Source organism: Gaetbulibacter sp. M235 (assembly GCF_043876835.1).
GTDB lineage: Bacteria > Bacteroidota > Bacteroidia > Flavobacteriales > Flavobacteriaceae > Yeosuana.
Window position 1 is genome coordinate 136,007 of the sequence record NZ_JBAWJZ010000003.1, and the last position, 25,085, is coordinate 161,091.

A 25,085-nucleotide genomic window follows, 5' to 3' on the forward strand; every position below is an offset into this window, starting at 1 on the left:
TTTAATTCTTTTTAATTTGGTTAATTTTTTCAAAGGATGCAACAATCCCTTTAATTAAGGATGAACTTAAACCTTGATGTTCCATTTCATTTAAACCTTCAATGGTACATCCTCTTGGTGTTGTTACACGATCTATTTCTTGCTCTGGATGGCTTCCAGATTCAATTAACAAGCTTGCAGCTCCAAAACAGGTCTGCATGGCTAATTCCTGTGCTTCATGGGCTTCAAAACCTAACTGAATGGCTCCTTGTGTTGTAGCGCGAATTAATCGCATCCAAAACGCAATGCCACTGGCACAAATAACTGTTGCTGCTTGTATTTGTTCTTCAGGTATTTCTAGTGAACGCCCAAGGCGATTAAAAATTTCCAAGGCAAGTTTTACTTTCTCTTTACCTTTTTCATTAGAAGCTACACAAGTCATGGATTGCCCAACAGAAATTGCTGTATTTGGCATAGCTCTAATTACAAATTTATTTATACCAATAACAGATTCAATTCTTGCTATAGAATAACCTGTAATGGTTGAAATAATCACATGATTTTCAGTTAAAAAAGGTTCTAACTTTTTTAAAATATTTTCAAATTGAGATGGTTGAACTGCAAAAATTAAAATATCCGAATTCTTTACAGCTAAAGCATTATCAGAAGTTAATGTTACACCTTTTGAACCTTCAAATTCCTTTAGGTGTTCTGTATTCCTTTTGGTTAAATACAAAGATGAAATAGCATCAGTTGCTATTAGTCCTTTTGCTATGGATTTTCCTAAATTCCCAGCTCCTATGATTGCTATTTTCATAATTTCTATTTTTAAAAATAATTGGCTTTTAATTGCAATCCTTCTGTTTCCTCAAACCCAAACATCAAATTCATGTTTTGAATAGCTTGTCCAGAAGCACCTTTCAATAGATTATCAATAATACTTGTAATAAGTAATTTATTATTATGCTTGTGCAAATGAATCAAGCATTTGTTGGTGTTTACAACTTGTTTTAAATGCAAATCTTCATCAGAAACAAAAGTAAATCTTGAATCTTGATAAAAGGTTTTATATAGATTTTTCGCCTCTTCTAATGTGCCTTCAAAATTGGTATAAACAGTTGCAAAAATGCCTCTGGAAAAATTTCCTCTGTTTGGCATAAAAACAATTTCTGATGAAAAGCTTTCTTGTAATTGCTTGACCGATTGATTGATTTCACCCAAATGCTGATGTGTAAATGGTTTGTAATATGAAAAATTATTATCTCTCCAAGTAAAATGAGTTGTTTCAGACAACGAAGTTCCTGCTCCGGTTGAACCGGTAACGGCATTTACATGCACATCACTATTTATTAAATTGTTCTCAGCCAATGGCAATAAGGCCAATTGAATAGCCGTAGCAAAACAACCTGGGTTTGCTATATAATCCGCTTTTTTAATGGCTTCTTTTTGAAGTTCTGGCAATCCGTAAACAAAAGTTTTATTGTCAAAAAATTTATCTTTCTCTAATCTGAAATCATTTCCTAAATCAATGATTTTTGTTTTATCTGAAAAAGAATTTGCTTTTAAGAACTTTACTGAATTTCCGTGACCTAAACACAAAAACAATACATCGACATTTGGATTGATTGTATCAGTGAATTTTAAATCTAAACTACCTTCTAAATCTTGATGCACTTTACAAATTTTATTTCCAGCATTTGATGTGCTGTAAACAAAATTGATTTCTGCTTCACGATGAAACATCAATAGTCTAATCAATTCTCCAGCTGTATAACCTGCTCCTCCAATAATGCCAACTTCTATTTTTTTCATTCTTATGATATTTTTTGTTCTATAGTCATGTCGAAATGAGGAACGATTGAGACATCGTATAAAATATCTTATCACAAATCATGCGATTTCTCCTTTCGTCGAAATGACTCACTTCTTTTTCATTTTAGCTTACCCCTTCAGAATTTACTTGTTGATATATTTTATTTTGATTTCCAAAGATTTTTATAAACCCTTTTGCTTCATCAGGAGTCCAACCTTTACTTTCTTCACCATAACTTCCAAACTTAGCATTCATTAAATCATGTTTAGAAACAATACCATCTAAAGTGAAATGATATGGTTTTAAACTCACAGTTACATCTCCACTAACTTTGTCCTGGCTACTTTGTAAAAAGGCCTCTATGTTTCGCATTACTGGATCTAAATATTGTCCTTCGTGCAAATGCATACCATAAAAACTTGCTAAATATTCTTTATGCTGTAATTGCCATTTAGTAAGTGTGTGCTTTTCTAATAAATGATGTGCTTTTATGGTAATTAAAGCTGCCGGAGCTTCAAAACCAACACGTCCTTTAATACCAACAATAGTATCTCCAACATGAATATCTCTACCAATAGCGTAAGCTGAAGCCAAATTATTTAAGGCTTCAATATTAACTTCAGGGTCGTTTTTAACACCATTTACAGCTACCAACTCACCTTTTTCAAAAGTCAACTTTACCTTTTCTTCATCACTATACTTTAATTGAGATGGATAAGCTTCGTTTGGCAATGGTTTTTCAGAAGTTAAAGTTTCTTGTCCACCAACACTAGTTCCCCAAAGCCCTTTGTTTATTGAATATTTGGCTTTTTCCCAAGACATATCAATACCATTGGCTTTTAAATATTCTATCTCTTCCTGTCTCGAAAGTTTTTCATCTCTGATAGGAGTCACAATTTCAATATCTGGAGCCAAGGTTTGAAAAATCATATCAAATCTCACCTGGTCATTTCCTGCACCTGTACTTCCGTGAGCAATATATTCTGCACCAATACTTTTAGCATATTCTACTATTTCAATAGCTTGAATAATTCGTTCTGCACTTACTGATAATGGATAGGTATTATTTTTTAAAACATTACCAAACACCAAATACTTTATTACTTTTTGATAAAAAGAAGCAACAGCATCAATGTTTTTATAGGTTGAAACACCCATTTTATAAGCGTTAGCTTCAATGTTATCAATTTCAGTTTGTGTAAATCCACCTGTATTTACACTTACAGCGTGCACATCAAATTTTTTAGATAAACTTACTGCACAATAAGATGTATCTAATCCGCCACTATAGGCAATTACTAATTTTTTCATGGTACTCATTTCTTATCTTTTTTTAAAAACATAGTCTCCTTGATATGTTTTAATCTTTGAAACACCTTGGTTTTAACCTGTTTTTTTTCATTAATATCTTTTGCTTTAGGATCATATAACATCCCAGTACATAAACACATTTTTCTATTGGTACGCGTTAAAACATCATAGTTTTTACAAGTTTGACATCCATCCCAAAAGGTTGGATCGTCTGTTAACTCTGAAAACGGTACGGGTTTATAACCCAATTCGGTATTCATTTTCATAACAGCCAAACCTGTGGTTATACTAAATACTTTAGCATCAGGAAATTTATTTCTTGAGTGCTGAAATATTTTATGCTTAATCTTTTTTGCCAAACCAGCATTTCTATAATCTGGATGCACTATTAAACCCGAATTAGCTACAAATTTGCCATGTCCCCATTTTTCGATGTAACAAAAACCAGCAAACTTATCACCATCTAAAGCGATAACTGCATTACCGTTTTCCATTTTAGTGGTAATATATTCAGGAGTACGTCTAGCTATACCTGTTCCTCTAACTGCAGCAGATTCTGCTATGGTTTCGCAAATAATTTCTGCGTATTTACTATGTGATTTATCAGCAATTACAATGTCCATTTATTGTATTGATTATCTAATTAAAAGTTATAAAATATTGATTGATTTAATGACGAACTGGACTCACCTAGTTCTTAAAAAGACCTACAACCCCTAAGGGCGGCGCGGAAAAATATGGCACATAAAATAGTGGTTAATTGACCTACTAATTATATTTTGAAATGCTATGAATGAAACTTTGTACAATGTTATAAAAATTAAAATTACGTATTGGTTTTGCTAATCAATGACTAAGAGCGACGGCGAGTACTACGCACGCGCAAACCGGGTGATGAAGGACGTATTTTATTTTTTAAAGTATTCATGAAGTAAAATTATGATTTTATTTTTTACAACCTGTAAAAAGACTTTACTTTTTTAAAAAAATTATCAATACTCATACAAAAACTCTTATTTATTATGAATAATGTAGATATTTTAAAAACAATTAAACATATAAAAAACGAAATCTATTTATTGAACTCCATTTTTTATATGTTAATACATGTTTCAATATTTTTTAAACTATAAAATATAATCCGTACTAATAAAGTTAGATGATTTTTTATCTAACAACTCATTCAAAATAGCATTGTTGTACTCATTATCTTTTGAAGCCACAAAGGTTCTAATTGAAAATGAGCGAAGTGCATCATGAACACTCAACGTGCTAAAAGCGGAATCTTTTCTTCCAGTAAACGGGTAAACATCTGGACCACGTTGACAAGAACTATTTAAATTTACTCTACAAACAAGATTTACCAAAGTGTCAATTAGTGGAGCTAACTTGTTAACATCCTTTCCGAAAACACTTACTTGTTGTCCGTAATTTGACTCAGCCATATCATCCAAAGGTTCTGCTATGTTTGTAAAAGGTAAAACCGGAATTACTGGTCCAAACTGTTCTTCTTTAAAAACTCGCATATCCTTGTTAACAGGATACAAAACGGCTGGAAAAATGTAATTTTCAGTTGTTTTTCCGCCTTTTTCGTTAATTATTTTGGCTCCTAACTTTTCAGCATCTTCAATTAATTCTTTAATATATGCTGGTTTATCTTTTTCAGGAAGCGGAGTTAATTTAACGCCTGGTTCCCATGGATTTCCAAATTTAAGAGCATCTACACGTAATGAAAAACGTTTATTAAATTCATCAACAATATCTTTGTGAACATACAGCACTTTTAAAGCAGTACATCGCTGTCCGTTAAAAGATAAGGTTCCGGCTATACATTCGTTAATAGCTAGATCCAAATCAGCATCGGGTAAAACAATCGCCGGATTCTTAGCTTCCAACCCTAATACCATTCGCAATCTGTTTTTCTTTGGGTGAATGGTTTGTAAAGCATTTGCTGAGACACTATTTCCTATTAAAGCCAAAACATCTACTTTTCCAGACTCCATAATTGGTGATGCTACAGCTCTGCCTCTACCAAAAATAATATTCACAACTCCTTTTGGGAAACTTTTCTGAAATGCTTCTAAAAGAGGCGTGATAAGTAAAACCCCATGTTTTGCTGGCTTAAAAATGGCTGTATTTCCCATTATTAAAGCCGGAATAAGCAAACAGAATGTTTCATTGAGAGGGTAATTATATGGACCTAAACATAATACAACGCCAAGGGGACCTCTCCTTATATGGGCATAAATGCCTTCGCTTTTATTGAACTTGGCACTATCACGATCCATTTGTTTGTAATCCTCAATGGTATCATTAATATAGTCTACGGTTCTATCAAATTCTTTTTGCGAATCCGGTAAATTTTTACCTATTTCCCACATAAGTAATTTAACGACTTCCTCTCGTTTTGTTTTCATCATTTCAACAAAAGTTTCCATACATTTTATTCTATCTGAAACTTTCATTGTTGGCCAAAGCCCTTGTCCCTTATCATATGCTAAACAGGCTGACTCTAAAGCCTCTAGGGCCTCTGTTTTTCCTTGATTTGGAATACTTCCCAAAAGTGTTGGTTTGTATTCTTCTGTTGATGAAATTGTTGAGTATATATTTGATGTTTCTCCTTCCCACTTTTTTAATTCTCCTGATACTAAATAGGTATTTTGATGTAATAGAGAATTTATTTTATATGCTTCTGGAATTTCTGTAAATGGTATTTTCATAAGAAAAAATATCGTTAAAATTAAACACTAATATACTTATATTTCTTCTTGAATGCCGTTATAAAAAAGATAATTGTTGAAAAAATAATGTATTATTATCTATTTAATTAACTGAAAACAAAATACTTATAACGAAAACGATTTCGTATGAAGAAAACAAAAGAGGTTTTGAAATTTAAACTAAAAACTGGAACAAGTCTGGTTTATCATTTAAGTAATCACCGTAAAAATTATGCAGTTTCATTTTTGTAACCAAAGGCTCCAAATCATCAGCAGATTTTAATTCGATACCTACAACAGCTGCCCCATTCTCACGATTAGTTTTTTTTGCGTATTCAAAATATGTAATATCGTCGTTTGGTCCTAAAATTTCAACCACAAACTCTTTTAAAGCACCTGCACGTTGTGGAAATTTAATAATAAAATAGTGTTTTAAATTAGCATAAAGCAACGCACGTTCTTTAATTTCGGGTGTTCTTATAATGTCGTTATTACTTCCACTAATAACACAAACCACGTTTTTGCCTTTAATCTCATCAGCATAATAATCTAATGCAGAAATGCTTAATGCACCAGCTGGTTCAACAACAATAGCATCTTTATTATAGAGTTCTAAAATGGTTTGACACACTTTTCCTTCAGGAACGGTCATCATCGCATGCAAATTGTTTTTACAAATTTGGAAGGTTAAATCTCCAACTCGTTTTACTGCTGCTCCATCAACAAATTTCTCAATGGAATCTAGCTCGGTGTTTTTATTGTTTTTAATAGAAACTGACATTGAAGGTGCGCCTTCAGGTTCAACACCAATAATTTTCGTGTTAGGTGATAACTGACTGAAAACAGTTGAAAGTCCTGCAGCCAATCCGCCTCCGCCAACAGGAATAAAAATATAATCTATTGGATTTTTGGATTGTTCTAATAGTTCTAATCCTATTGTTGCCTGACCTTCAATAACTTTTTTATCATCAAACGGATGAATAAAACTTTTACCTAAATGCTCACATTCTTTAATTGCTGCATAATAAGCATCGTCAAAAGTATCTCCATGAAGAACAATATCAATAAAGTCTTCACCAAACATTTTAACTTGCTCAACTTTTTGTTTTGGTGTAGGTGCAGGCATATAAATAGTGCCTTTTATTTTTAATAATTTACAAGATAAAGCGACACCTTGTGCATGATTTCCAGCGCTGGCGCAAACCACACCTATATTAGCTTCTTCTTTTGAAAGAGAACTGATTTTGTTATATGCACCCCTGATTTTATAAGATCTTACCTGTTGAAGGTCTTCTCGTTTAAAGCTAATATTGGCGTTAAACTCTTTTGAAAGTCTTACATTAGGTATTAAAGGTGTAACTGCCGATACATTTTTAATGGCATCGGCAGCTACTTTTATATTATTAATACTAGGAAAATAAGTTTGCTTTTCCTTATTCATAAAATTTATGTTGTTTTAAAACAGCTTAAACTATTGGTTTCATAGCTGTCATTGATGCTCTTAAAAATGTTCCTATTTTTTCAACAGGATGATTTCTTAAAGCAGCGTTAACTTCTATTAATTTAGCATTATCAACACCTTTACCATTATCTTTTGCATATGCTTTACCAATAACATCTGTATCAATTTTCTTCATAAAATCTGCTAATAATGGCTTACATGCATGATCAAATAAATAACATCCATACTCTGCAGTATCAGAGATTACGCTGTTCATTTCATATAATTTACGTCTTGCAATAGTATTTGCAATAAGTGGTGTTTCATGCAATGATTCGTAGTAAGCAGATTCGTCAATAATTCCAGATTCTGTCATAGCTTCGAATGCTAATTCAACACCTGCTCTTACCATGGCTACCATTAATACACCATTATCATAGTATTCCTGCTCTGAGATTTCAACATCACCAGCTGGAGTTTTTTCAAAAGCAGTTTCAGCAGTTTCAGCTCTCCATCCTAATAAATCTTTATCATTATTAGCCCAATCTTCCATCATACCTTTTGAAAAATTTCCTTCCATGATATCATCCATATGTTTTTGAAATAACGGACGCATGATGTCTTTCAATTCTTCTGAAAGTTCAAAAGCTTTAATTTTTGCTGGATTTGAAAGTCTATCCATCATGTTGGTAATACCACCATATTTCAATCCTTCCGTAACAGTTTCCCAACCATATTGAATTAATTTTGATGCATACCCTGGTTCAATTCCTTTTTCAACCATTTTATCAAAACAAAGAATAGAACCTGTTTGCAACAATCCACAAAGAATGGTTTGTTCACCCATTAAATCACTTTTTACCTCGGCAACAAATGATGATGCTAAAACGCCCGCTCTATGACCACCTGTAGCTGCAGCATATGCTTTTGCTTGCGCCCAACCTTTTCCTTCTGGATCATTTTCTTCATGAACTGCAATTAATGTTGGAACACCAAAACCTCTTTTATATTCTTCTCTAACTTCGGTTCCAGGGCATTTTGGAGCCACCATAATAACTGTTAAATCTTTACGGATTTGAGTACCTTCTTCAACAATATTAAAACCGTGTGAATAAGATAATGTAGCCCCTTTTTTCATTAAAGGCATAATAGCTTTAATAACGCTGGTATGTTGTTTATCTGGAGTTAGATTTAATACTAAATCGGCTGTTGGAATTAACTCTTCATAAGTTCCAACCTTAAAATTATTACTTGTTGCTTTTTGATATGAAGCACGTTTTTCTGCAATGGCTTCAGCACGTAATGTATATGATATGTCTAAACCAGAATCTCTCATATTCAACCCTTGGTTTAGCCCTTGTGCGCCACAACCTACTATGACAATTTTCTTTCCTAATAAAGCATTTACACCATCTTCAAATTCTGAAGAATCCATAAATCTACACTTTGATAATTGATTTAATTTATCTCTTAACGACAGTGTGTTAAAGTAATTTCCCATTTTTAATTTTAGTTATTATTGATTATTGAATGCCACTAGCATTTCACTTATTTTCATTTCACTTTTTGTTACTGCTATTCTTCCAGAACGCACAAATTGCATGATTCCAAATACATTTAAATCTCTTCGAAGTGATTCAATTTCATGACGTCTTCCTGATTTTTCCAACACAAAAAACTCCTTGTTCACAGTTACAATTTGCGAGTTACTATCTTTAATTATGTTTTGAATTTGAGGTTCTTCAAACAGTAAAGCCGATTTTATTTTGAACATGCAAGATTCTGTAAAAATAGTTTGCTCATCGGTATGGTAGTAAGCTTTAATGGTTTCCACCTGCTTTTCAATTTGTTTCACCACTTTTTTCGCCTGAACCTCACTAATATTAACCACGATAACAAATCTGTTAACACCTTCGATTTCTGACTGAGATGTTGTTAAACTTTCAATATTGATATGTCTGCGTTGAAAAATTGCTGAAATACGATTTAATAACCCAATATTGTTTTCGGTATAAATCGATATGGTAAATGTTTTTATTTCTTCGTTCATTCTTTCTAAATATTTAGCTTAATCTAATATCTGAAACAGATGCTCCAGAAGGAATCATTGGAAATACATTGTCTTCTTTTTCAACACAAACTTCCAAGAAATAGGCTTCTTTTGAAGCAATCATTTCTTTTACAGCATCATTCAATTCTTCTCTGGTTTTAACACGTTTAGAATTAATATAATACCCTTTTGCAATAGTTACAAAATCTGGATTTGTCATTTCTGTTGATGCGTAACGTTTATCGAAAAACAGTTGTTGCCATTGACGCACCATTCCTAAAAACTCGTTGTTTAATACAACTATTTTTAAAGCCAGTTTTTGTTGTAAAACAGTTCCCAACTCCTGAATAGTCATTTGAAAACCTCCATCTCCAATTATTGCCACAACTTCTCTTTCTGGAGCAGCCATTTTAGCTCCAATAGCAGCCGGAAGCGCAAATCCCATCGTTCCCAAACCTCCAGAGGTTATATTACTTTTCGTTTTATTAAAATCTGCATATCTACAAGCAATCATTTGATGTTGACCTACATCTGAAACAATAGCCGCATTCCCTTTGGTTTGAATATTAATTTCATTTAATACTTCACCCATGGTTAATCCCTCTTTTGTAGGGTGTAAGTCATTTTTTATAACTTTTTCAAATTCGATATCGTATAGATCTTTAAATTCTTGAAGCCAATCTGGATAGGATTTAGAATCCAGTAACGGTAAAAGTTCAGCTAAACTTTCTTTTGAATCTCCTAAAACAGCTATATCAGTCTTTACATTTTTATCAACCTCAGCTGGGTCAATTTCAAAATGAATGACCTTAGCTTGTTTTGCATAAGTATTTAAATTACCTGTAACACGATCATCAAATCGCATTCCGATAGCAATCAACACATCACACTCGTTAGTTAATCTATTTGGTGCATAATTTCCATGCATGCCCACCATCCCAATATTTAATGGATGTGAAGTTGGTAATGCTGAAGCCCCAAGAATAGTCCAAGCTGCAGGTATACCCGCTTTTTCAATCACTGCTTTTAATTCTGCTTCTGCTTTACCTAATATAATACCCTGACCCCAAACAATCATAGGCTTTTTTGCCTGATTGATTAATGCAGCTGCTGCTTTAATTGCATCGATATTTATTTTTGGTACAGGATTATAACTTCTAATACCTGTACATTTTTTATATGAAAAATCAAATTCTTCAAATTGGGCATCCTTTGTGATATCAATTAGTACGGGTCCTGGTCTACCACTTTTTGCAATATAAAATGCTTTTGCGATAACTTCAGGAATTTCTGAAGCTTTTGTGACCTGATGGTTCCATTTGGTTACCGGTGTAGAAATACCAACAATATCAGTTTCTTGAAATGCATCACTTCCCAATAAATGTGAGGCAACCTGTCCTGTAATACAAACCAAAGGTGTAGAATCTATTTGAGCATCAGCTATACCAGTTATTAAATTGGTTGCACCTGGCCCTGATGTTGCCATAGCAACGCCAACTCTACCAGAAATACGAGCATATCCTTGGGCAGCGTGTGTTGCACCTTGCTCATGACGTGTTAATACATGATGAATTTTATCTCTAAATTTAAATAGCTCATCATAAACTGGCATAATAGCTCCTCCTGGATATCCGTAAAGAATATCAACCCCTTCTTCTATTAAGCATCTTATAATAGCCTCACTTCCAGTAATACGCTCAGTTTTTTGTGCGATTTCTTTTGCTTTGTTTTTTGTCTCTGTATCCATATACTTCTAGCTTAAAATTCATCAGTAACACATCCTTTTGATGCTGATGATACTGTTTTTGCATATTTAAATAATATTCCTTTATTATGTTTTAAGTCTGGGGCAACCCACTGCGCTTTTCTTTCAGCTAATTCTTCATCGGAAAGTAATACGTTTATAGAATTATCTATAGCACTAATTTTAATTTTATCACCTGTTTTTAACAACCCGATGGTTCCACCCGATTGTGCTTCTGGTGTAATATGTCCAACCACAAAACCATGTGTTCCTCCTGAGAAACGACCATCGGTTATTAATGCTACAGATTTCCCTAAACCTGCACCCATAATTAGAGACGTTGGCTTTAGCATTTCTGGCATTCCCGGACCACCTTTTGGACCTACATAACGAATTACAACCACATCTCCTTTTTCAACTTCACCATTTGAAATACCTGTGTTTGCTGCTTGCTCGCCATCATAAACTACCGCTTTTCCCTCAAACAACAGACCTTCATTTCCAGATATTTTCGCAACTGCACCTTCAGTGGCTAAATTTCCATAAAGAATTTGTAAGTTTCCTGAAGACTTCAAAGCCTTATCTTTTGGATAAATAACATCTTGGTCATTTTCAAAAATTAGTGGTTCTACATCGGCTAAATTTTCAGCTAAGGTTTTACCGGTAACAGTCATACAATCACCATGCAAATAGCCATTATCTAATAAATATTTCATCACTGCTGGCGTTCCACCAATGCCGTGAACGTCTTCCATTAAGTATTTTCCGCTAGGCTTTAAATCGGCTATTAAAGGCGTTCTATCACTAACACGTTGAAAATCTTCTAATGTAAAATCTATATCTGCTGCATGTGCGATGGCTAAGAAATGTAACACTGCATTTGTCGAACCACCTAGGGCATTTACAAGCGCAATCGCATTTTCAATTGATTTTTTAGAAATGATATCTAAGGGTTTTAAATCTAATTCCAAAAGATTTTTTATCGCTCTCGCTGTTCTTTCGCTTTCTGATAATTTATTAGGATTTTCTGCAGGAATTGAAGAATTATATGGCAAAGCAAACCCCATGCACTCAATAGCAGAAGCCATTGTATTTGCCGTATACATACCGCCACAAGCACCTGCACCTGGAATAGCACTTTTTATAATTTCTCTATATTCTTCTTCATCTATTTCACCTGCAACTTTTTGTCCTAAGGCTTCAAAAGCCGAAACAATATTTAATTTTCTTCCTTTGTACTTTCCTGAAGCTATAGTTCCACCATACATCATTATAGACGGACGATTTAAACGCAACATAGCAATTACAGCGCCTGGCATATTTTTATCACATCCAACAACAGAAATAAGTGCATCATAACTTTGAGCATTCACAACCGTTTCAATAGAATCTGCTATAATATCTCTTGAAACTAATGAATAATTCATGCCAGAAGTCCCCATAGAAATTCCATCTGAAACACCAATTGTATTAAAACCTAAACCAACTAAACCAGCAATATTACACTCAATTTTTACTTGATCTTTCAATCCATTTAAATGCATGTTACAAGGATTTCCATCATATCCTGTGCTAGCTATTCCCACTTGCGCTTTTTTCATATCCTCATCTGTCAAACCAACGGCATATAACATGGCTTGAGAGGCTGGCTGTGATTCGTCCTGTGTTAATCTTCTACTGTGTTTATTAAGTTCTTTCATTCTTAGTTTTACTTCTACTTTTTTGTTTATTCTGTACTTTAAAAACAACATGTTTTTAAAATAATGTCCGAAATTAAATCTTTACACTTTTAATAAATCAATCCTTTACATTTTAAGTTTAAATCCATCAAAGTTTAAAATGTTTTATTTTATTGATTTACAGTTAGTTAATTCTTATTTTTTATGACGTTCAATGTTTAAAAAATGAATAAAAAAAAACCTTCCGATTAGGGAAGGCTTTTAAATTTTTATTAAAACTTTAATATACCATTCCCTATCCCTGTGAAATAATCACAATGACAATAATAGAAATGATATTTAAAACTTGTTTTTTCATTTTGATGGAGCAAATATTTAAAATAAAAAAACATTAGCCAAATTAATACTGAAAAAAAGTTAAAAAAATTCGTCATTCCTTTTATTTTATTAATTTTGCACCTATAAATAATAGAGGAAAGATTTGACTGATTGCAACCTCTTATACTTAAAAAAATAGTATAAACAAAAATGCTAAAGGCAGTGTAAACTTCCTTCGACGTTATCGTCAAATCTTCTGTTTAAATTAAAAAAAATGGCGTATTTATTTACTTCAGAAAGTGTATCTGAAGGACATCCTGATAAAGTAGCAGATCAAATTAGTGATGCTTTAATTGATAACTTTTTAGCTTTTGATGTCAATTCGAAAGTGGCTTGTGAAACTTTAGTAACTACTGGTCAAGTTGTACTTGCTGGTGAAGTAAAATCTAAAACCTATTTAGATGTTCAAAAGATAGCAAGAGATACTATTAATAAAATAGGGTATACCAAAAGCGAGTATATGTTTGATGGTAGTTCGTGTGGTATATTTTCAGCTATTCACGAACAATCTGAAGATATAAACCGTGGCGTTGACAGGATAAATAAAGAGGAGCAAGGCGCTGGTGACCAAGGAATGATGTTTGGTTATGCTACGAATGAAACAGAAAATTTCATGCCTTTGGCATTAGATTTATCCCATCGTATTTTAATTGAATTAGCCGATTTACGCAGAGAAAACAAAGAAATCACCTATTTAAGACCCGATTCTAAAAGTCAGGTTACCATTGAATATAGTGATGACAATATTCCGCAGCGTATTGATGCCATTGTAGTTTCTACACAGCATGATGATTTTGATGAAGACGAAGCCATGTTGTCCAAAATAAGAAAAGATATTATTACCATTCTTATTCCAAGAGTTAAGGCAAAATTACCAGAACATATTAAAGCGTTGTTTAATGATGATATTACCTATCATATAAACCCAACAGGGAAATTTGTTATTGGTGGACCTCATGGCGATACTGGTTTAACTGGACGCAAAATTATTGTGGATACTTATGGTGGAAAAGGAGCTCATGGTGGTGGAGCTTTTTCTGGAAAAGACCCAAGCAAAGTTGATAGAAGTGCTGCATATGCAGCCAGACATATTGCCAAAAATTTAGTGGCAGCAGGTGTCGCAGACGAAATTTTAGTACAAGTATCGTATGCTATTGGTGTGGTTAAACCAACATCAATTTTTGTGGATACTTATGGCACATGTCCTTTTAATATGACCGATGGTGAAATTGCCCTGGAAGTTGCCAAATTATTTGATATGCGTCCGGCTGCTATTGAAGAGCGTTTAAAATTACGTTCACCAATATATAGTGAAACAGCTGCATACGGACATATGGGAAGAAAAAACGAGATTGTTTCTAAAACATTTTCTCAACCTAATGGAGAAACAATTAATCTCGACGTAGAATTATTTACTTGGGAAAAATTAGATTATGTTGATAAGGTGAAAGAAGCTTTTGGTCTATAATTAAATATTTTGAAGTAAACGTTCTGACAGTTCTGTAGCCACAATGTGATTGGTAATAATCTCATCAATAACAAATTGTGTTCTGTCAGGAAAATCAATATCAACAATTGTTTTGCTTTCAATCCATTGTAAAAGGATTGGGAGCTTTTTTTTGTTGAAAGTCGGCAATACCAAAACACCCAATTCCTTTAAACTTTCTGCATTACAAGCTTGTTCATACTGTCCTTTCATAGGCACTACCAATAATTTCTTTTTTAAATACATAGCTTCAGCTGGTGTTTCAAAACCCGCACCACAAATAACACCGCTGCTCCATGCCATATTTCTTTCAAAATTGCTATTAGAGATAGGTTTCACTTTTACATTTTTAAAACTATATGATTCTTTAGAATGTTTTGAAAACACCTTCCATTTTACCCCTTTAATTTTTGATAAAACTTTAATGATTTTTTCATCACTGTAAAAAGGCAAATACACTACATAGTAGTTTTTCTCTTTAATACTTTGGCGCCTTATGTCATTCCTAATGATTGGAGTGAACATATTTTTATCGTAACTTTTAAAATGAAAACTATAATTTGTTGCCGATGGTGCAAAATATTTTAAAATTAATCTGCCAATGAAACTTCTCCTTTTGGGTCTAGGAACTCTACTTGATAAAAAGGCTCCTTGATGACTTAATGAAATACAATTTAAATCACCTCTAAAATAACTTGTCCATGCAGTTATGGGTTCAAAATCATTGATTATTAAATCATAATCACTCAAATCACAGTTCTTTATTTCTTTAAAAATTTTAAACGGATTATTTGATTTTAAGGTTTTTAAATAATCTATTCCACCATTTTTACCAAAAACAAAAACGATTCCTTTAAGTTGGTACTTTACAGGAAAAGGACAATCAATTTCAAACTGACTTCCACTTACAAGCACATCAACATCTACGCGATTGTTTAAAACAGAATATATTTCTTTGGCTCTACTTAAATGACCATTTCCTGTGCCCTGAACTGCGTATAAAATCTTCATAATGGCCGTATTAAATTAAAATCCATTAATAATTCGTTGAAAATTTCTTTATTGGATTTTTCAAGGATGCCTTCATGTTCATCATGCTCTTTATTTAATGATTTAAAATCATCTTCATCATACTTATAAATAGTCCATTTAGATTTATGATATTCAAGAGCCGTTAAATTCTCAACCCAATCCCCAGAATTTAAGTAAGTAACTTCCTTGTTTAATGATTGAAAGGTTTCCATTTTTGGATGATGGATATGCCCACAAACTACATAATCAAAATTGTTTTCAACAGCAATATCAATCGCCGTTTTCTCAAAATTATTTATATGCTTAACGGCGCTTTTTACACTGTTTTTTATTTTTTTAGATAACGATATTTTTCCTTTGCCAAAAAAACTGCTTATTTTATTTACCAAACTATTAATTAAAATAAGCAAGTCATAACCGTTAGAACCTAATTTAGCCAACCATTTTGAATGTTGCATGGTCACATCAAACACATCGCCATGAAAAAACCAAGCTGTTTTATCATCAAGTTTAAGTACAACTTTATTAACAATCTTAAACGAATTAATTTTAAAATTCACAAACCTGCGCAGCATTTCATCATGATTTCCAGTAATATAATACACCTCAACACCATCGGTTATCCATTTAATAATGTGCTTAATAACCTGCATATGTTCTTTAGGCCAATAGCTTTTTTTAAACTGCCATATATCAATAATATCCCCATTAAGAATCACCTTTTTTGGCTTGATACTTCTTAGGTAATTTAATAATTCAGAAGCTTGACATCCATAAGTTCCTAAGTGGATATCTGAAATAACAACAAGGTCAATTTTTCGTTTTTTAGAACCGGTTTTGCTCATAGTAGCAGCTAAAAATTACACGTACATTTGGTATTTAAAAATATACTAAGTATTTAAAGTTTATTTATTTTAATAATTAAGAATTAGTTAAATAAATGGTTTTTAAACCATTAAAAATTATGATAATGTATTCTTAATGTATCTGTAATATCATGAAACCATTTTTTTCTGGAGATTTAATTTAGAAAGTGTTGAATAAGAAAAAAATTATAACTTAGTTTACTTTTTAAAAATCTACTTCATGTCTAAAAAAATTATTGTTCTTTTTTTATCTCTTTTTACTATTCATCAAATTTCTATTGCTCAAAACAAAGAAAAATTAATCACAGAAATTAATACCATTTTACAAAACGAAATAGACCAATCTAAAATTCCTGGCGCTGTTATATTAATAAAACAGGGTGACGAAGAGATTTATAAAAACGCTTTTGGTTATGCCTTTTTAAAAGACTTCAACGAACAGATCGTTGCGAATCCTGAAAAAACAACAATCAATCATCTTTATGATATTGCATCGCTTACAAAAGTAATTGGCACTACAACTTCTATGATGTTGTTGGTCGATAAAGGACTTGTTAAAATAGACGACCCTGTTTCTAAATACATTAAAGCTTTTAATACTGTTGATAAAAATAAAATCACCATCAGGCATTTGCTTACCCATACTTCTGGACTTTACGAATGGTACCCAATGTTTTATTATTGCAACAACAAACAAGAAGTTTATAAAATTATTGATGAACTTCCTTTAAAGTTTCCTGTTGGCAGTGGCAGACATTACAGTGATTTGGGCTTTATGTTACTAGGTGAAATAATTGAAACCGTTTCCAACCTTTCTTTGGAAGAGTATATGGAACAAAACATTTTTATTCCTTTAAAAATGGAACACACCATGTATAATCCACTTAAAAGTAAATCGGAATATAACATAGCTGCAACATCTCACGGAAATCCTTACGAGAAAAGAATGGTAACCGATTCCACGCTTGGGTTTACAATAGATAGCATCAACGTGAACCAATGGAACGGATGGAGACAATATACGCTTAAAGGCGAAGCAAATGATGGCAATGCCTGGTATGCAAATAATGGGGTTTCCGGTCATGCAGGATTGTTCTCTACAATTTCAGATTTGCAAAAAGTAGTTGATGTATTAAAACATCATGGTAAAACTGAAGATTTTCAATTGATCTCTGAAAACACCATCAATTTATTTTTAACCCAAGATGAGTTTAATAACGGATTGGGTTGGATGATGGACGCCAATAATGCTGTAATAAAAAATGCGCCCGAAGGTAGTTTTGGGCATACCGGGTTTACAGGCACCAGTATTGCCGTTGTACCTAAATATGATATCTCTGTAATTATGCTGATTAATCGCCAAAATATGGGACTTTTAAATTCTCTATTCTATTATAATTTAAACCCAGTGAGAGAACAAGTTTTTACTGCAGTTATGAACTATTGCAGTGAAGAAAAGGAATAAACCATTTTTTGATTTTGTCAGAAAAATTGACTAACTTCGTTTAACGATTGATATAAATAATTAAAGCGTATTCATATCATAATAGTTATGTGCAATTAGAGCATTAAGAATGAACAGGATTTAGATATGAAATTACAGAGTATTAGAATAAAAAATGTAAAAAGCTTTAGAGAGCAAATCGAAATCAACTTAAATGATGATTTTAATATTCTAATTGGACCTAATGGAAGTGGGAAAAGCAACCTATTAGATATTATAACTATATGTATTCGCCAATATTTTCTGTTACCATATACTGTAAATGAATCCAATGACACACAAGGATTCTTTAAAAATATAAGTCAAAATCAAGCATTTAGAAACATTCAGCAGTTTCTTGATAAATTTTATGGAGACTCTTCGGATTCTGAAATTGAAATTGATTTTATTGTAAAACAAGAAGATATTGATAATATCAATGAAGTTGTTCAGAACATAGATAGTATAAAAGACAAGTTGTCAGATTTTCGAAATGCACAAGATTATAATCACCAAATAAAGCAAATAGAAGCTTGGAATAACTCAGTACTCACTGTAGACGAAAAACTAACATACAGTATTAAAAACTATTCTGTCAATAATCAAAATGAAACGCCAAAAAAACTGTTATTCTTTCAGTATTTAAACTATTTTGAATTTTTGCTTATTCTTATCAGAGAATTACCTGCGATAAAACTGCATACTAATTATTTATATTTTAGCCCTTATCGTGGGGCAAATTTGCAAAATTTACAAGCAAATCTTTCAAATCAAAACTTCTATCAAGTTCTACAAACTGTAATTAACACCACATCAAAATCTGTTTTTTCATTAATAAACCTTGCTACAATCTACTTTGCAGAAAAAAGACGGGGATTTGAGGATGAAGCTACAAGTGAAGGTTATATCCAAAAATGGATGAATGATGAAGAAGTTAAATTAGTTTCTAAATATCTTGGAAAATTAGGGTATGGTTGGGATTTAAGGCTAATTGATAAGAATAAAAATATATATGAGATAGTTTTAACCAAAGAGAGTAAAGAGTTCTATATAAACCAAGCAAGTTCTGGAGAAAAAGAAATAATAAACTTTTTGCTGGGTGTTTTTGCGTTTAATATTAACAACGGAATCATTATTATTGATGAGCCTGAATTACACTTGCACCCAAGGTGGCAGAATGTATTGTTAGATTTATTCATAGAACTTTCTCGTGTAACAAAGAATCAATTTATTCTATCAACACATTCACCAACCTTTATTAATGATAGGTCTTACAATCATATTTTTAGAATTTATAAGGATATTAATAATGTTAGCAAAGAAATCACTCTAAAAGATTCAGATTCATTTAAGCTAAGAGATATCCTACATATTGTAAATAGTACTAATAATGAAAAGATTTTCTTCGCTGATGTTGTACTTTTAGTTGAAGGAATAACCGATAGGTTAGTTTTTCAAAAGATTCTTAATGAACAAATTGAAAGTTTTAATGCAACAAGAATTGTTGAAATTATAGAAATTAAGGGTAAATCAAATGTTGACAATTTTAAAAAGTTCCTTTCTTCTCTAAAAATTCCAACATATTTTATAAGTGATTTGGATTATGTAAATGAAATAGGTTCTTCCGAAATTAAGACATTATTTGCAAGCAATAGAAAGAAAATAGAGAAAGATGTAATTAAAAATCAAAAAAGTAAAGATGGCGACTCGTTAGTTCAGATTATCGAGAGGGCTATTTCCGAAAAGAAAACAGATGAACTTGAGATTATTTGGGAATATATAAAATCCTTTAGAAGAAAACTTAAATTAACTCTTAGTCCTTCTGAGGAAGTTTCTCTTAAAAAATTGATTAGTGACCAAAAAAACAATAATAATTTTATACTTAGACGGGGAGATATTGAAGATTATTTTCCCATTGGTTTTAAAACTAAAGACTTGGTAAAAGTTATTAGTCTTTTGCAAGGTGATAATTACACAAATTGGAAACAGACAACAGAGTATAATGATTTACTGCTGATTATTGATGAAATATTGATAAGAAGTAAAATTAAAAGCACATAACAAAGTATAAAAATAATAGCCGAGATAGTAGTAAATATGAACATTGTAGCCCGCATAAAATTTAGTATTAACTTGAAAACATTGAGTTCCGCAGTCGGCTACTATTCTTATACAAACCGTTAGGAACAATGCCTTCGACACGTGTTTGCGGCACTCCGTGCCACCTGCAAACACTAAATGTTCCTAACGCCACGCAGTACGACTGCACTTTCGCCATAAACCCATTGTCAAACCAAAAGATATTTTCACTAAATTGCCTTTGCCACTATACCTAACATCGGATATAGCGAATATGCGTCTAATGGCTACTATCGCTAATGGCAGCAAGCTGCCAACGCAACTCGCCATATCCGCGTGGCGTTAAACGAAACTCCAAAAAAAAGTCAAACTAATTTATAACTCATACCTCAACCTAAAGGTTAAAAACCGTGGTTGTATATAATACTCTGTAGCACTTACAGAAACACTTCCTGTATTACTTGTGTTTTGCGATTTGGCATCCAACAAATTGGTAGCTTTAATTTCGTATTCCCACTTGCTGTCTTTATTCTTTTTGTAAGACAATGAGGCATCCCAAAACTCATAATCATTAATCGTTGTATTTCCTCTGCTAAAATTATTATAACTGTAATCTGTTTTAAAAGTAAATGATTTTAAAAACAAGGCATCAAATTCAACTGAAGGTGCCTTAGTATAAAATTTCGTTCTGCTCGAACCTTGGTCATTATCCTGAATTACATATCTATATCCAATTTCAAAATTTGGAGCTTCTCTAAAATTTGTTCCTATAGTAGTTCTATAAGTTTGAGAGTAATTTTCGTTAACCGAAGCTTGACTATTAATAAGCTGATTGAATTTACTATAACTAAAATTACCACTTAACATGGCTCTGAATTTACCAATGGTTTTTTGGGCACGCGCAAAAGCACTGGCGCTTTCATCGGCAAAATCAGAATTAATAGGTGAGCTAACATTAACAACACTTCCAGGTTCAAACTGTGATGTGGTTCTAAGTCTATCAATGGTTTTTGTATAACTAATTCTGGCATTTACATTGGTGTAATTGAACATATTAAAACTAAAATATGACAAGCTTACATTATGAGCCAAAGCACTTTCTAATTCCTGGTTTCCAGAAAAAATAGACTTATAATTATTTAAAACCAAGCCTCTGGCAAACTGGTTTACATCTGTAAAACTGGTTTGCATGGCATAATTAAATACAATTTGTTCACTCTTTTTTAACTGCATAAGCATATTAAAATCTGGCAATAACCTAAAAAAGTTGTCTTTGAAATTTACATTAAACTGATCGTTTTTAGAACTGTAAGCATGTGCCGAAACTCCTGGTGTAAAAGTAAAAATGCCTGATTTTAATCGGTAATGCAACCCTAAATACACATCATTAAACGTATATGAAATATCATTATAATCTATCCCATCATTTATTGTTGGAGTCGTTTCATATTTTGAATTGTCATCTAAAAACTGAAAGATATTGGAGTTGAAATCCTGCTTACTATAAATGGTTCCTAAAGTAAAATTGATATCGCTTTTTTGATTTAGGATATTCCAATAGTCCAACTTAGCATCTACTTGATTTGATTTCACGCGTTTATCTTGAGCTATATCAAATCCAGATTGAGAATCATCAAGCCCTAAAGCTGATGCTGTATTTAAGTAACTGTCTTTATCTTCTAAAAAAGCATTATAAAACGGGTCTTCATCCTGCAACAAATGTTGTACTTCAAAAGCAAAAATATTCTTATCATCAAGCGTATAATAGTAGTTTAAATTTTGGTTGATACTAAACGGTGACGATTTTTCCAATTGATTAATATTACCGTTTACTGATGAATAAAATAATTGATCTTGAGACTCTTTTGAAGTTCTTGCCAACACATCATAATCCAGTTGATTGTTTGCGTTAGGTTTATATTTTGTACTAAATTTTAGCATTCCCAAATCACTACGTTGTGTTGTATTACTTTCTGTATTTTCATCAGGAATTCCTAAATTTGGGTCGGTATAAACAATGGAATTATTTTCTTGTAACTCGGTTTTGCTGCTTGAAAAAATGGCAAAACCACTAACATCTAAAGTCTTTTTTGGTGAGTAGCTAAAATTAGCAGCTCCAAATTTGGTGTTAATGTCTTTTGCCCGGTTATTTTGTAGCGATAAAAATCCTAAATCATTACCTCCTAAATTTATGCTTGTTCCACTGCTTCTGCTAGGGCTTCTAAATCCGCCTGTAAAATTGAAATAATCTCTTCGTGTAAAGGCAATTTCTCCAATATTATTTAAATCGCCTATAAAGTTTATACTATGATCTGGACTGTAATAAAACAATTTGGGTTGCGCCAAATACAATGTGTTGTTTTTTGAATCGCCTAATCCAGCGGTAACATTACCAAACCAAAAATTCTTTTTTCCTTGCTTAAGTTTTATGTTAATTGCAATATTATCCTGATTGTTTGTTACACTACTTAACTGGCCAACTTCTGAATAATTTTTAAGCACCTCAACTTTATCAATGGCATTGGCTGGTATATTTTGAGTCGCTAATTTTGAGTCGCCATCAAAAAAATCTTTGCCTTCAACCATTACTTTTCCAACCGTTTTTCCTTCAACTTGAATCTGTCCTTCATCATTCACTTCAACACCCGGCAACTTATTTAAAACATCTCCTAATTTTCGCTCAGTTCCAGATGTAAATGAATCTGTATTATAAACAATAGTATCGCCTTTTACCACAACTGGCATTTCGTACACAAGCTCTATAGTATCTAAGGTATTGTCGTTTTGTAAAGTAATGTCGTTATTAATGTCGGCATCTGTTGTAGTAATTTCTATTTGAGCCGTTTTCATCCCAATATAGCTTACCTGCAATTTATACGTTGAATTCTTTTCAACAGACAACTTAAAGCGACCATCGTTGTTTGTAATGCCATAGGAATCTAACTTTTGTGTTTTTTGATTGATGGCAATGACATTGGCCAATTCTAAAGGATTTCCTATACTGTCTTTTACAACACCTTCAATTTTTACTTGGGCAAAAGTGATGTTTACCGCAAACAGCAGCATTAAAAAAATAATTTTTCTCATTAAATGTAATTGTTGCTTAAAAATTAATGGTTTGGTCCTCTTTGTCCGCCTCTGCCTCTAAACATCTCTCTCATTTCCTCCATTTTCTCTTTTTGAATGGATTCGTATTCAGATTTTGTAACTTCTTTCCCTTTTGAAGGCGCTTTTATAACATCTTTTTCTGAAGGATTTAAAACAATTTTAGAACACAGAATAGTTGTTCTATCTGCATTAACCTCAAGTATTAAACCAGGTAAACCCCAATATTCACCCGGACCTTGATTTACTGGAATTTGTGGTGTGTACCAGGCAGTAACGATTATTTGTCTTGGCTCTTCTTTAATCTCTTCAGAATTTGTTTTTGTTGAATCTTTGGGCTTATCATTTTCTGGCGGTCTTCTAAAACTATTAAAATCAAATCCATCCGCATCTTTAACAGCAGTTGCTTTAAAACACATATATTGTCCGATTGTTTTGGTTTCAGAACCCAATTCCCAATTTAATTTTGGTAAACTATCCTTTATTAAAAATTGTTTTCCAAAGAGCTCATTTTCCTGAAGTAGTTGTTGCTCTTTTACATTTTTATACTGATTACCACCCGAAAGACTCATCATTCCAATACGCATACCGCCACCTTGGCTTGGAGCATCTAACTTTTCTTCTTCTTTATAAATAGATTCTGATTGGTTAAATGTAAGAATGTATGATTTTTCAAGGGCACTTTTCATTCGTTCTGCAATTTGCTTTTTTCTTTCTTCGCTTAACTGACCACCACCAAAATTGCTCATATCCATTGTTGTTTTGGATTCATAATAAGCCTTTCCCTGAAAATCCTTTTGTGCATGTGATAAGAAAAAGCTAAAGATGAAAAGTGCTGAAATACTAAGTCTAATTCTACTTGAATTCATTGGAATTGTTTGTTAGGTTAATAAAAATGAACTTTTTATTTGACTTATATTAAACAAATAAGTTTAAGCTAGAAATGTTAAAGTATTCACAAAAAAATTATCCTCCTATTCTAATTTCTATTCTGTGTCCACCATCGTCGTCGTTACGGTTACTTTCTCTTCTTTCATTCTCCTCTTGCATTCTTTTCTCCACAATAGATTCAAAGTCTGCCTGATTAACTACCTTACCTTTTCTTGGTTCAACAATATCTGCGTTACCTTCAGGATTTAATACAACTTTACTGCAAACAATGGTTTCTGTACCATCATTAACTTCAAGTATTAACCCTGGCAAACCATAATATCTTGCTGGTCCATTGCTTATTGGTATTTGTGTTGTGTACCAAGCAGTAATAGTTGTTTCCTCCATTTGTGGCTCTTTATTTTCATTTGCTTTTAAATCTTTATCATCATTAATACTGATACCTCCTGTCACTATTGGAACCATGTGTTTCATAGTGGCTTTAAAACAGGTGTACTCTCCAATATTTTTGGTTTCCTTTTCAAACGTCCATTCTAATTTAGGCAGTGTATCTTTTATTAAAAATATCTTCCCAAAAACCTCATTTTTCGAGGTGTATCTTTTTTCTTTTAGGTTTCTGTACAAAATATCTGATTCATCTGTGTTTACTATAACCATTTGCACATTGCTTGGTTGTGGTGCTCCTAGCTTTTCCTCTTCTTTATAAAGCGATTCTTCTTTATTAAAACTCAAAATAAATGTTTTTTCAAACTGCTTTTTAAACATTTCTAACATCTTTTGATGCATTTCAGAATTTACTTGGGTACTATCTAACTTGATATCTACTTTTCTCTTTGTTTTATAAGTAGCTTCTCCTTTAAAATTCTGAGCACTAGCACTAAAGGTTGCCAATGTCAAGGTTGTAACAATAATGAATCTAATAATTGTAACCATATCTGTTCGTTTTTTGATTAATGATATTGCAAATATTAAATCTTAAATGATACTTTACAGTTAATGAGTGTTAACGTGTGTTAACCGATTGGTTT

The 25,085-nt window shown here is 32.3% G+C and carries 18 protein-coding genes; 3 read left to right on the forward strand and 15 right to left on the reverse strand.

The window, feature by feature from the left end; translation table 11 throughout:
• Position 1 precedes the first annotated feature (1 nt).
• From proC to ilvD, 10 genes are all read right to left on the reverse strand, one after another.
• Entirely contained in the window at positions 2-796 is a 795-nt protein-coding gene (proC, locus tag V8G69_RS05900) for a pyrroline-5-carboxylate reductase (protein WP_394880899.1), read from the reverse strand.
• Positions 797-807: 11 nt separating this feature from the next.
• Positions 808-1,791, reverse strand: coding sequence for an N-acetyl-gamma-glutamyl-phosphate reductase (argC, locus tag V8G69_RS05905; protein WP_394880900.1), 984 nt, complete (start codon positions 1,789-1,791; stop codon positions 808-810).
• A gap of 124 nt (positions 1,792-1,915) precedes the next feature.
• The gene (locus V8G69_RS05910) at positions 1,916-3,103 is read right to left on the reverse strand and encodes an argininosuccinate synthase (RefSeq protein WP_394880901.1); all 1,188 of its coding nucleotides are present in this window, start codon (positions 3,101-3,103) and stop codon (positions 1,916-1,918) included.
• A gap of 5 nt (positions 3,104-3,108) precedes the next feature.
• Positions 3,109-3,726 carry a GNAT family N-acetyltransferase gene (locus V8G69_RS05915; protein ID WP_394880902.1) on the reverse strand — a complete coding sequence of 206 codons (618 nt, stop codon included), beginning with the start codon at positions 3,724-3,726 and terminating at the stop codon, positions 3,109-3,111.
• A gap of 504 nt (positions 3,727-4,230) precedes the next feature.
• Positions 4,231-5,823: an NADP-dependent glyceraldehyde-3-phosphate dehydrogenase gene (locus V8G69_RS05920; protein ID WP_394880903.1), complete on the reverse strand. Its 1,593-nt coding sequence runs from the start codon at positions 5,821-5,823 to the stop codon at positions 4,231-4,233.
• 175 nt (positions 5,824-5,998) lie between these two features.
• Entirely contained in the window at positions 5,999-7,264 is a 1,266-nt protein-coding gene (gene ilvA / locus V8G69_RS05925) for a threonine ammonia-lyase (RefSeq protein WP_394880904.1), read from the reverse strand.
• A gap of 25 nt (positions 7,265-7,289) precedes the next feature.
• Positions 7,290-8,765, reverse strand: coding sequence for a ketol-acid reductoisomerase (gene ilvC, locus V8G69_RS05930; protein ID WP_394880905.1), 1,476 nt, complete (start codon positions 8,763-8,765; stop codon positions 7,290-7,292).
• A 15-nt stretch (positions 8,766-8,780) separates the two neighbouring features.
• Positions 8,781-9,314 (reverse strand): acetolactate synthase small subunit, encoded by a 534-nt coding sequence (gene ilvN / locus V8G69_RS05935; protein ID WP_394880906.1) that lies wholly within the window; start codon positions 9,312-9,314, stop codon positions 8,781-8,783.
• Positions 9,315-9,327: 13 nt separating this feature from the next.
• Positions 9,328-11,061: a biosynthetic-type acetolactate synthase large subunit gene (gene ilvB / locus V8G69_RS05940; RefSeq protein ID WP_394880907.1), complete on the reverse strand. Its 1,734-nt coding sequence runs from the start codon at positions 11,059-11,061 to the stop codon at positions 9,328-9,330.
• Between the two features lie 11 nt (positions 11,062-11,072).
• Positions 11,073-12,758 carry a dihydroxy-acid dehydratase gene (gene ilvD / locus V8G69_RS05945; RefSeq protein ID WP_394880908.1) on the reverse strand — a complete coding sequence of 562 codons (1,686 nt, stop codon included), beginning with the start codon at positions 12,756-12,758 and terminating at the stop codon, positions 11,073-11,075.
• Between the two features lie 571 nt (positions 12,759-13,329).
• Here ilvD and metK point away from each other — a divergent pair.
• Positions 13,330-14,583: a methionine adenosyltransferase gene (metK, locus tag V8G69_RS05950; protein WP_394880909.1), complete on the forward strand. Its 1,254-nt coding sequence runs from the start codon at positions 13,330-13,332 to the stop codon at positions 14,581-14,583.
• On the opposite strand, the gene V8G69_RS05955 is transcribed toward metK, so the two are convergent.
• Together V8G69_RS05955 and V8G69_RS05960 are read right to left on the reverse strand one after the other, a co-directional pair.
• Positions 14,584-15,612, reverse strand: a complete 1,029-nt coding sequence (locus V8G69_RS05955; protein WP_394880910.1) for a glycosyltransferase family protein — start codon at positions 15,610-15,612, stop codon at positions 14,584-14,586.
• Positions 15,609-16,478, reverse strand: coding sequence for a UDP-2,3-diacylglucosamine diphosphatase (locus tag V8G69_RS05960; protein WP_394880911.1), 870 nt, complete (start codon positions 16,476-16,478; stop codon positions 15,609-15,611). Before V8G69_RS05960 ends, V8G69_RS05955 begins: the two co-directional genes overlap by 4 nt.
• Before the next feature lie 241 nt (positions 16,479-16,719).
• Here V8G69_RS05960 and V8G69_RS05965 point away from each other — a divergent pair, with 241 nt between their 5' ends.
• Both V8G69_RS05965 and V8G69_RS05970 read left to right on the forward strand, forming a co-directional pair.
• A complete protein-coding gene (locus tag V8G69_RS05965) occupies positions 16,720-17,964 on the forward strand; it encodes a serine hydrolase domain-containing protein (RefSeq protein ID WP_394880912.1) in 1,245 nt (414 codons plus the stop codon).
• Between the two features lie 126 nt (positions 17,965-18,090).
• On the forward strand, positions 18,091-20,043 hold the full coding sequence (locus tag V8G69_RS05970; RefSeq protein ID WP_394880913.1) for an ATP-dependent endonuclease: 1,953 nt from the start codon (positions 18,091-18,093) through the stop codon (positions 20,041-20,043).
• 393 nt (positions 20,044-20,436) lie between these two features.
• On the opposite strand, the gene V8G69_RS05975 is transcribed toward V8G69_RS05970, so the two are convergent.
• From V8G69_RS05975 to V8G69_RS05985, 3 genes are all read right to left on the reverse strand, one after another.
• Positions 20,437-23,148: a carboxypeptidase regulatory-like domain-containing protein gene (locus tag V8G69_RS05975; RefSeq protein ID WP_394880914.1), complete on the reverse strand. Its 2,712-nt coding sequence runs from the start codon at positions 23,146-23,148 to the stop codon at positions 20,437-20,439.
• A gap of 23 nt (positions 23,149-23,171) precedes the next feature.
• Positions 23,172-24,035, reverse strand: coding sequence for a GLPGLI family protein (locus V8G69_RS05980; protein ID WP_394880915.1), 864 nt, complete (start codon positions 24,033-24,035; stop codon positions 23,172-23,174).
• 97 nt (positions 24,036-24,132) lie between these two features.
• Entirely contained in the window at positions 24,133-24,990 is an 858-nt protein-coding gene (locus V8G69_RS05985; protein ID WP_394880916.1) for a GLPGLI family protein, read from the reverse strand.
• Between the last annotated feature and the right edge of the window lie 95 nt (positions 24,991-25,085).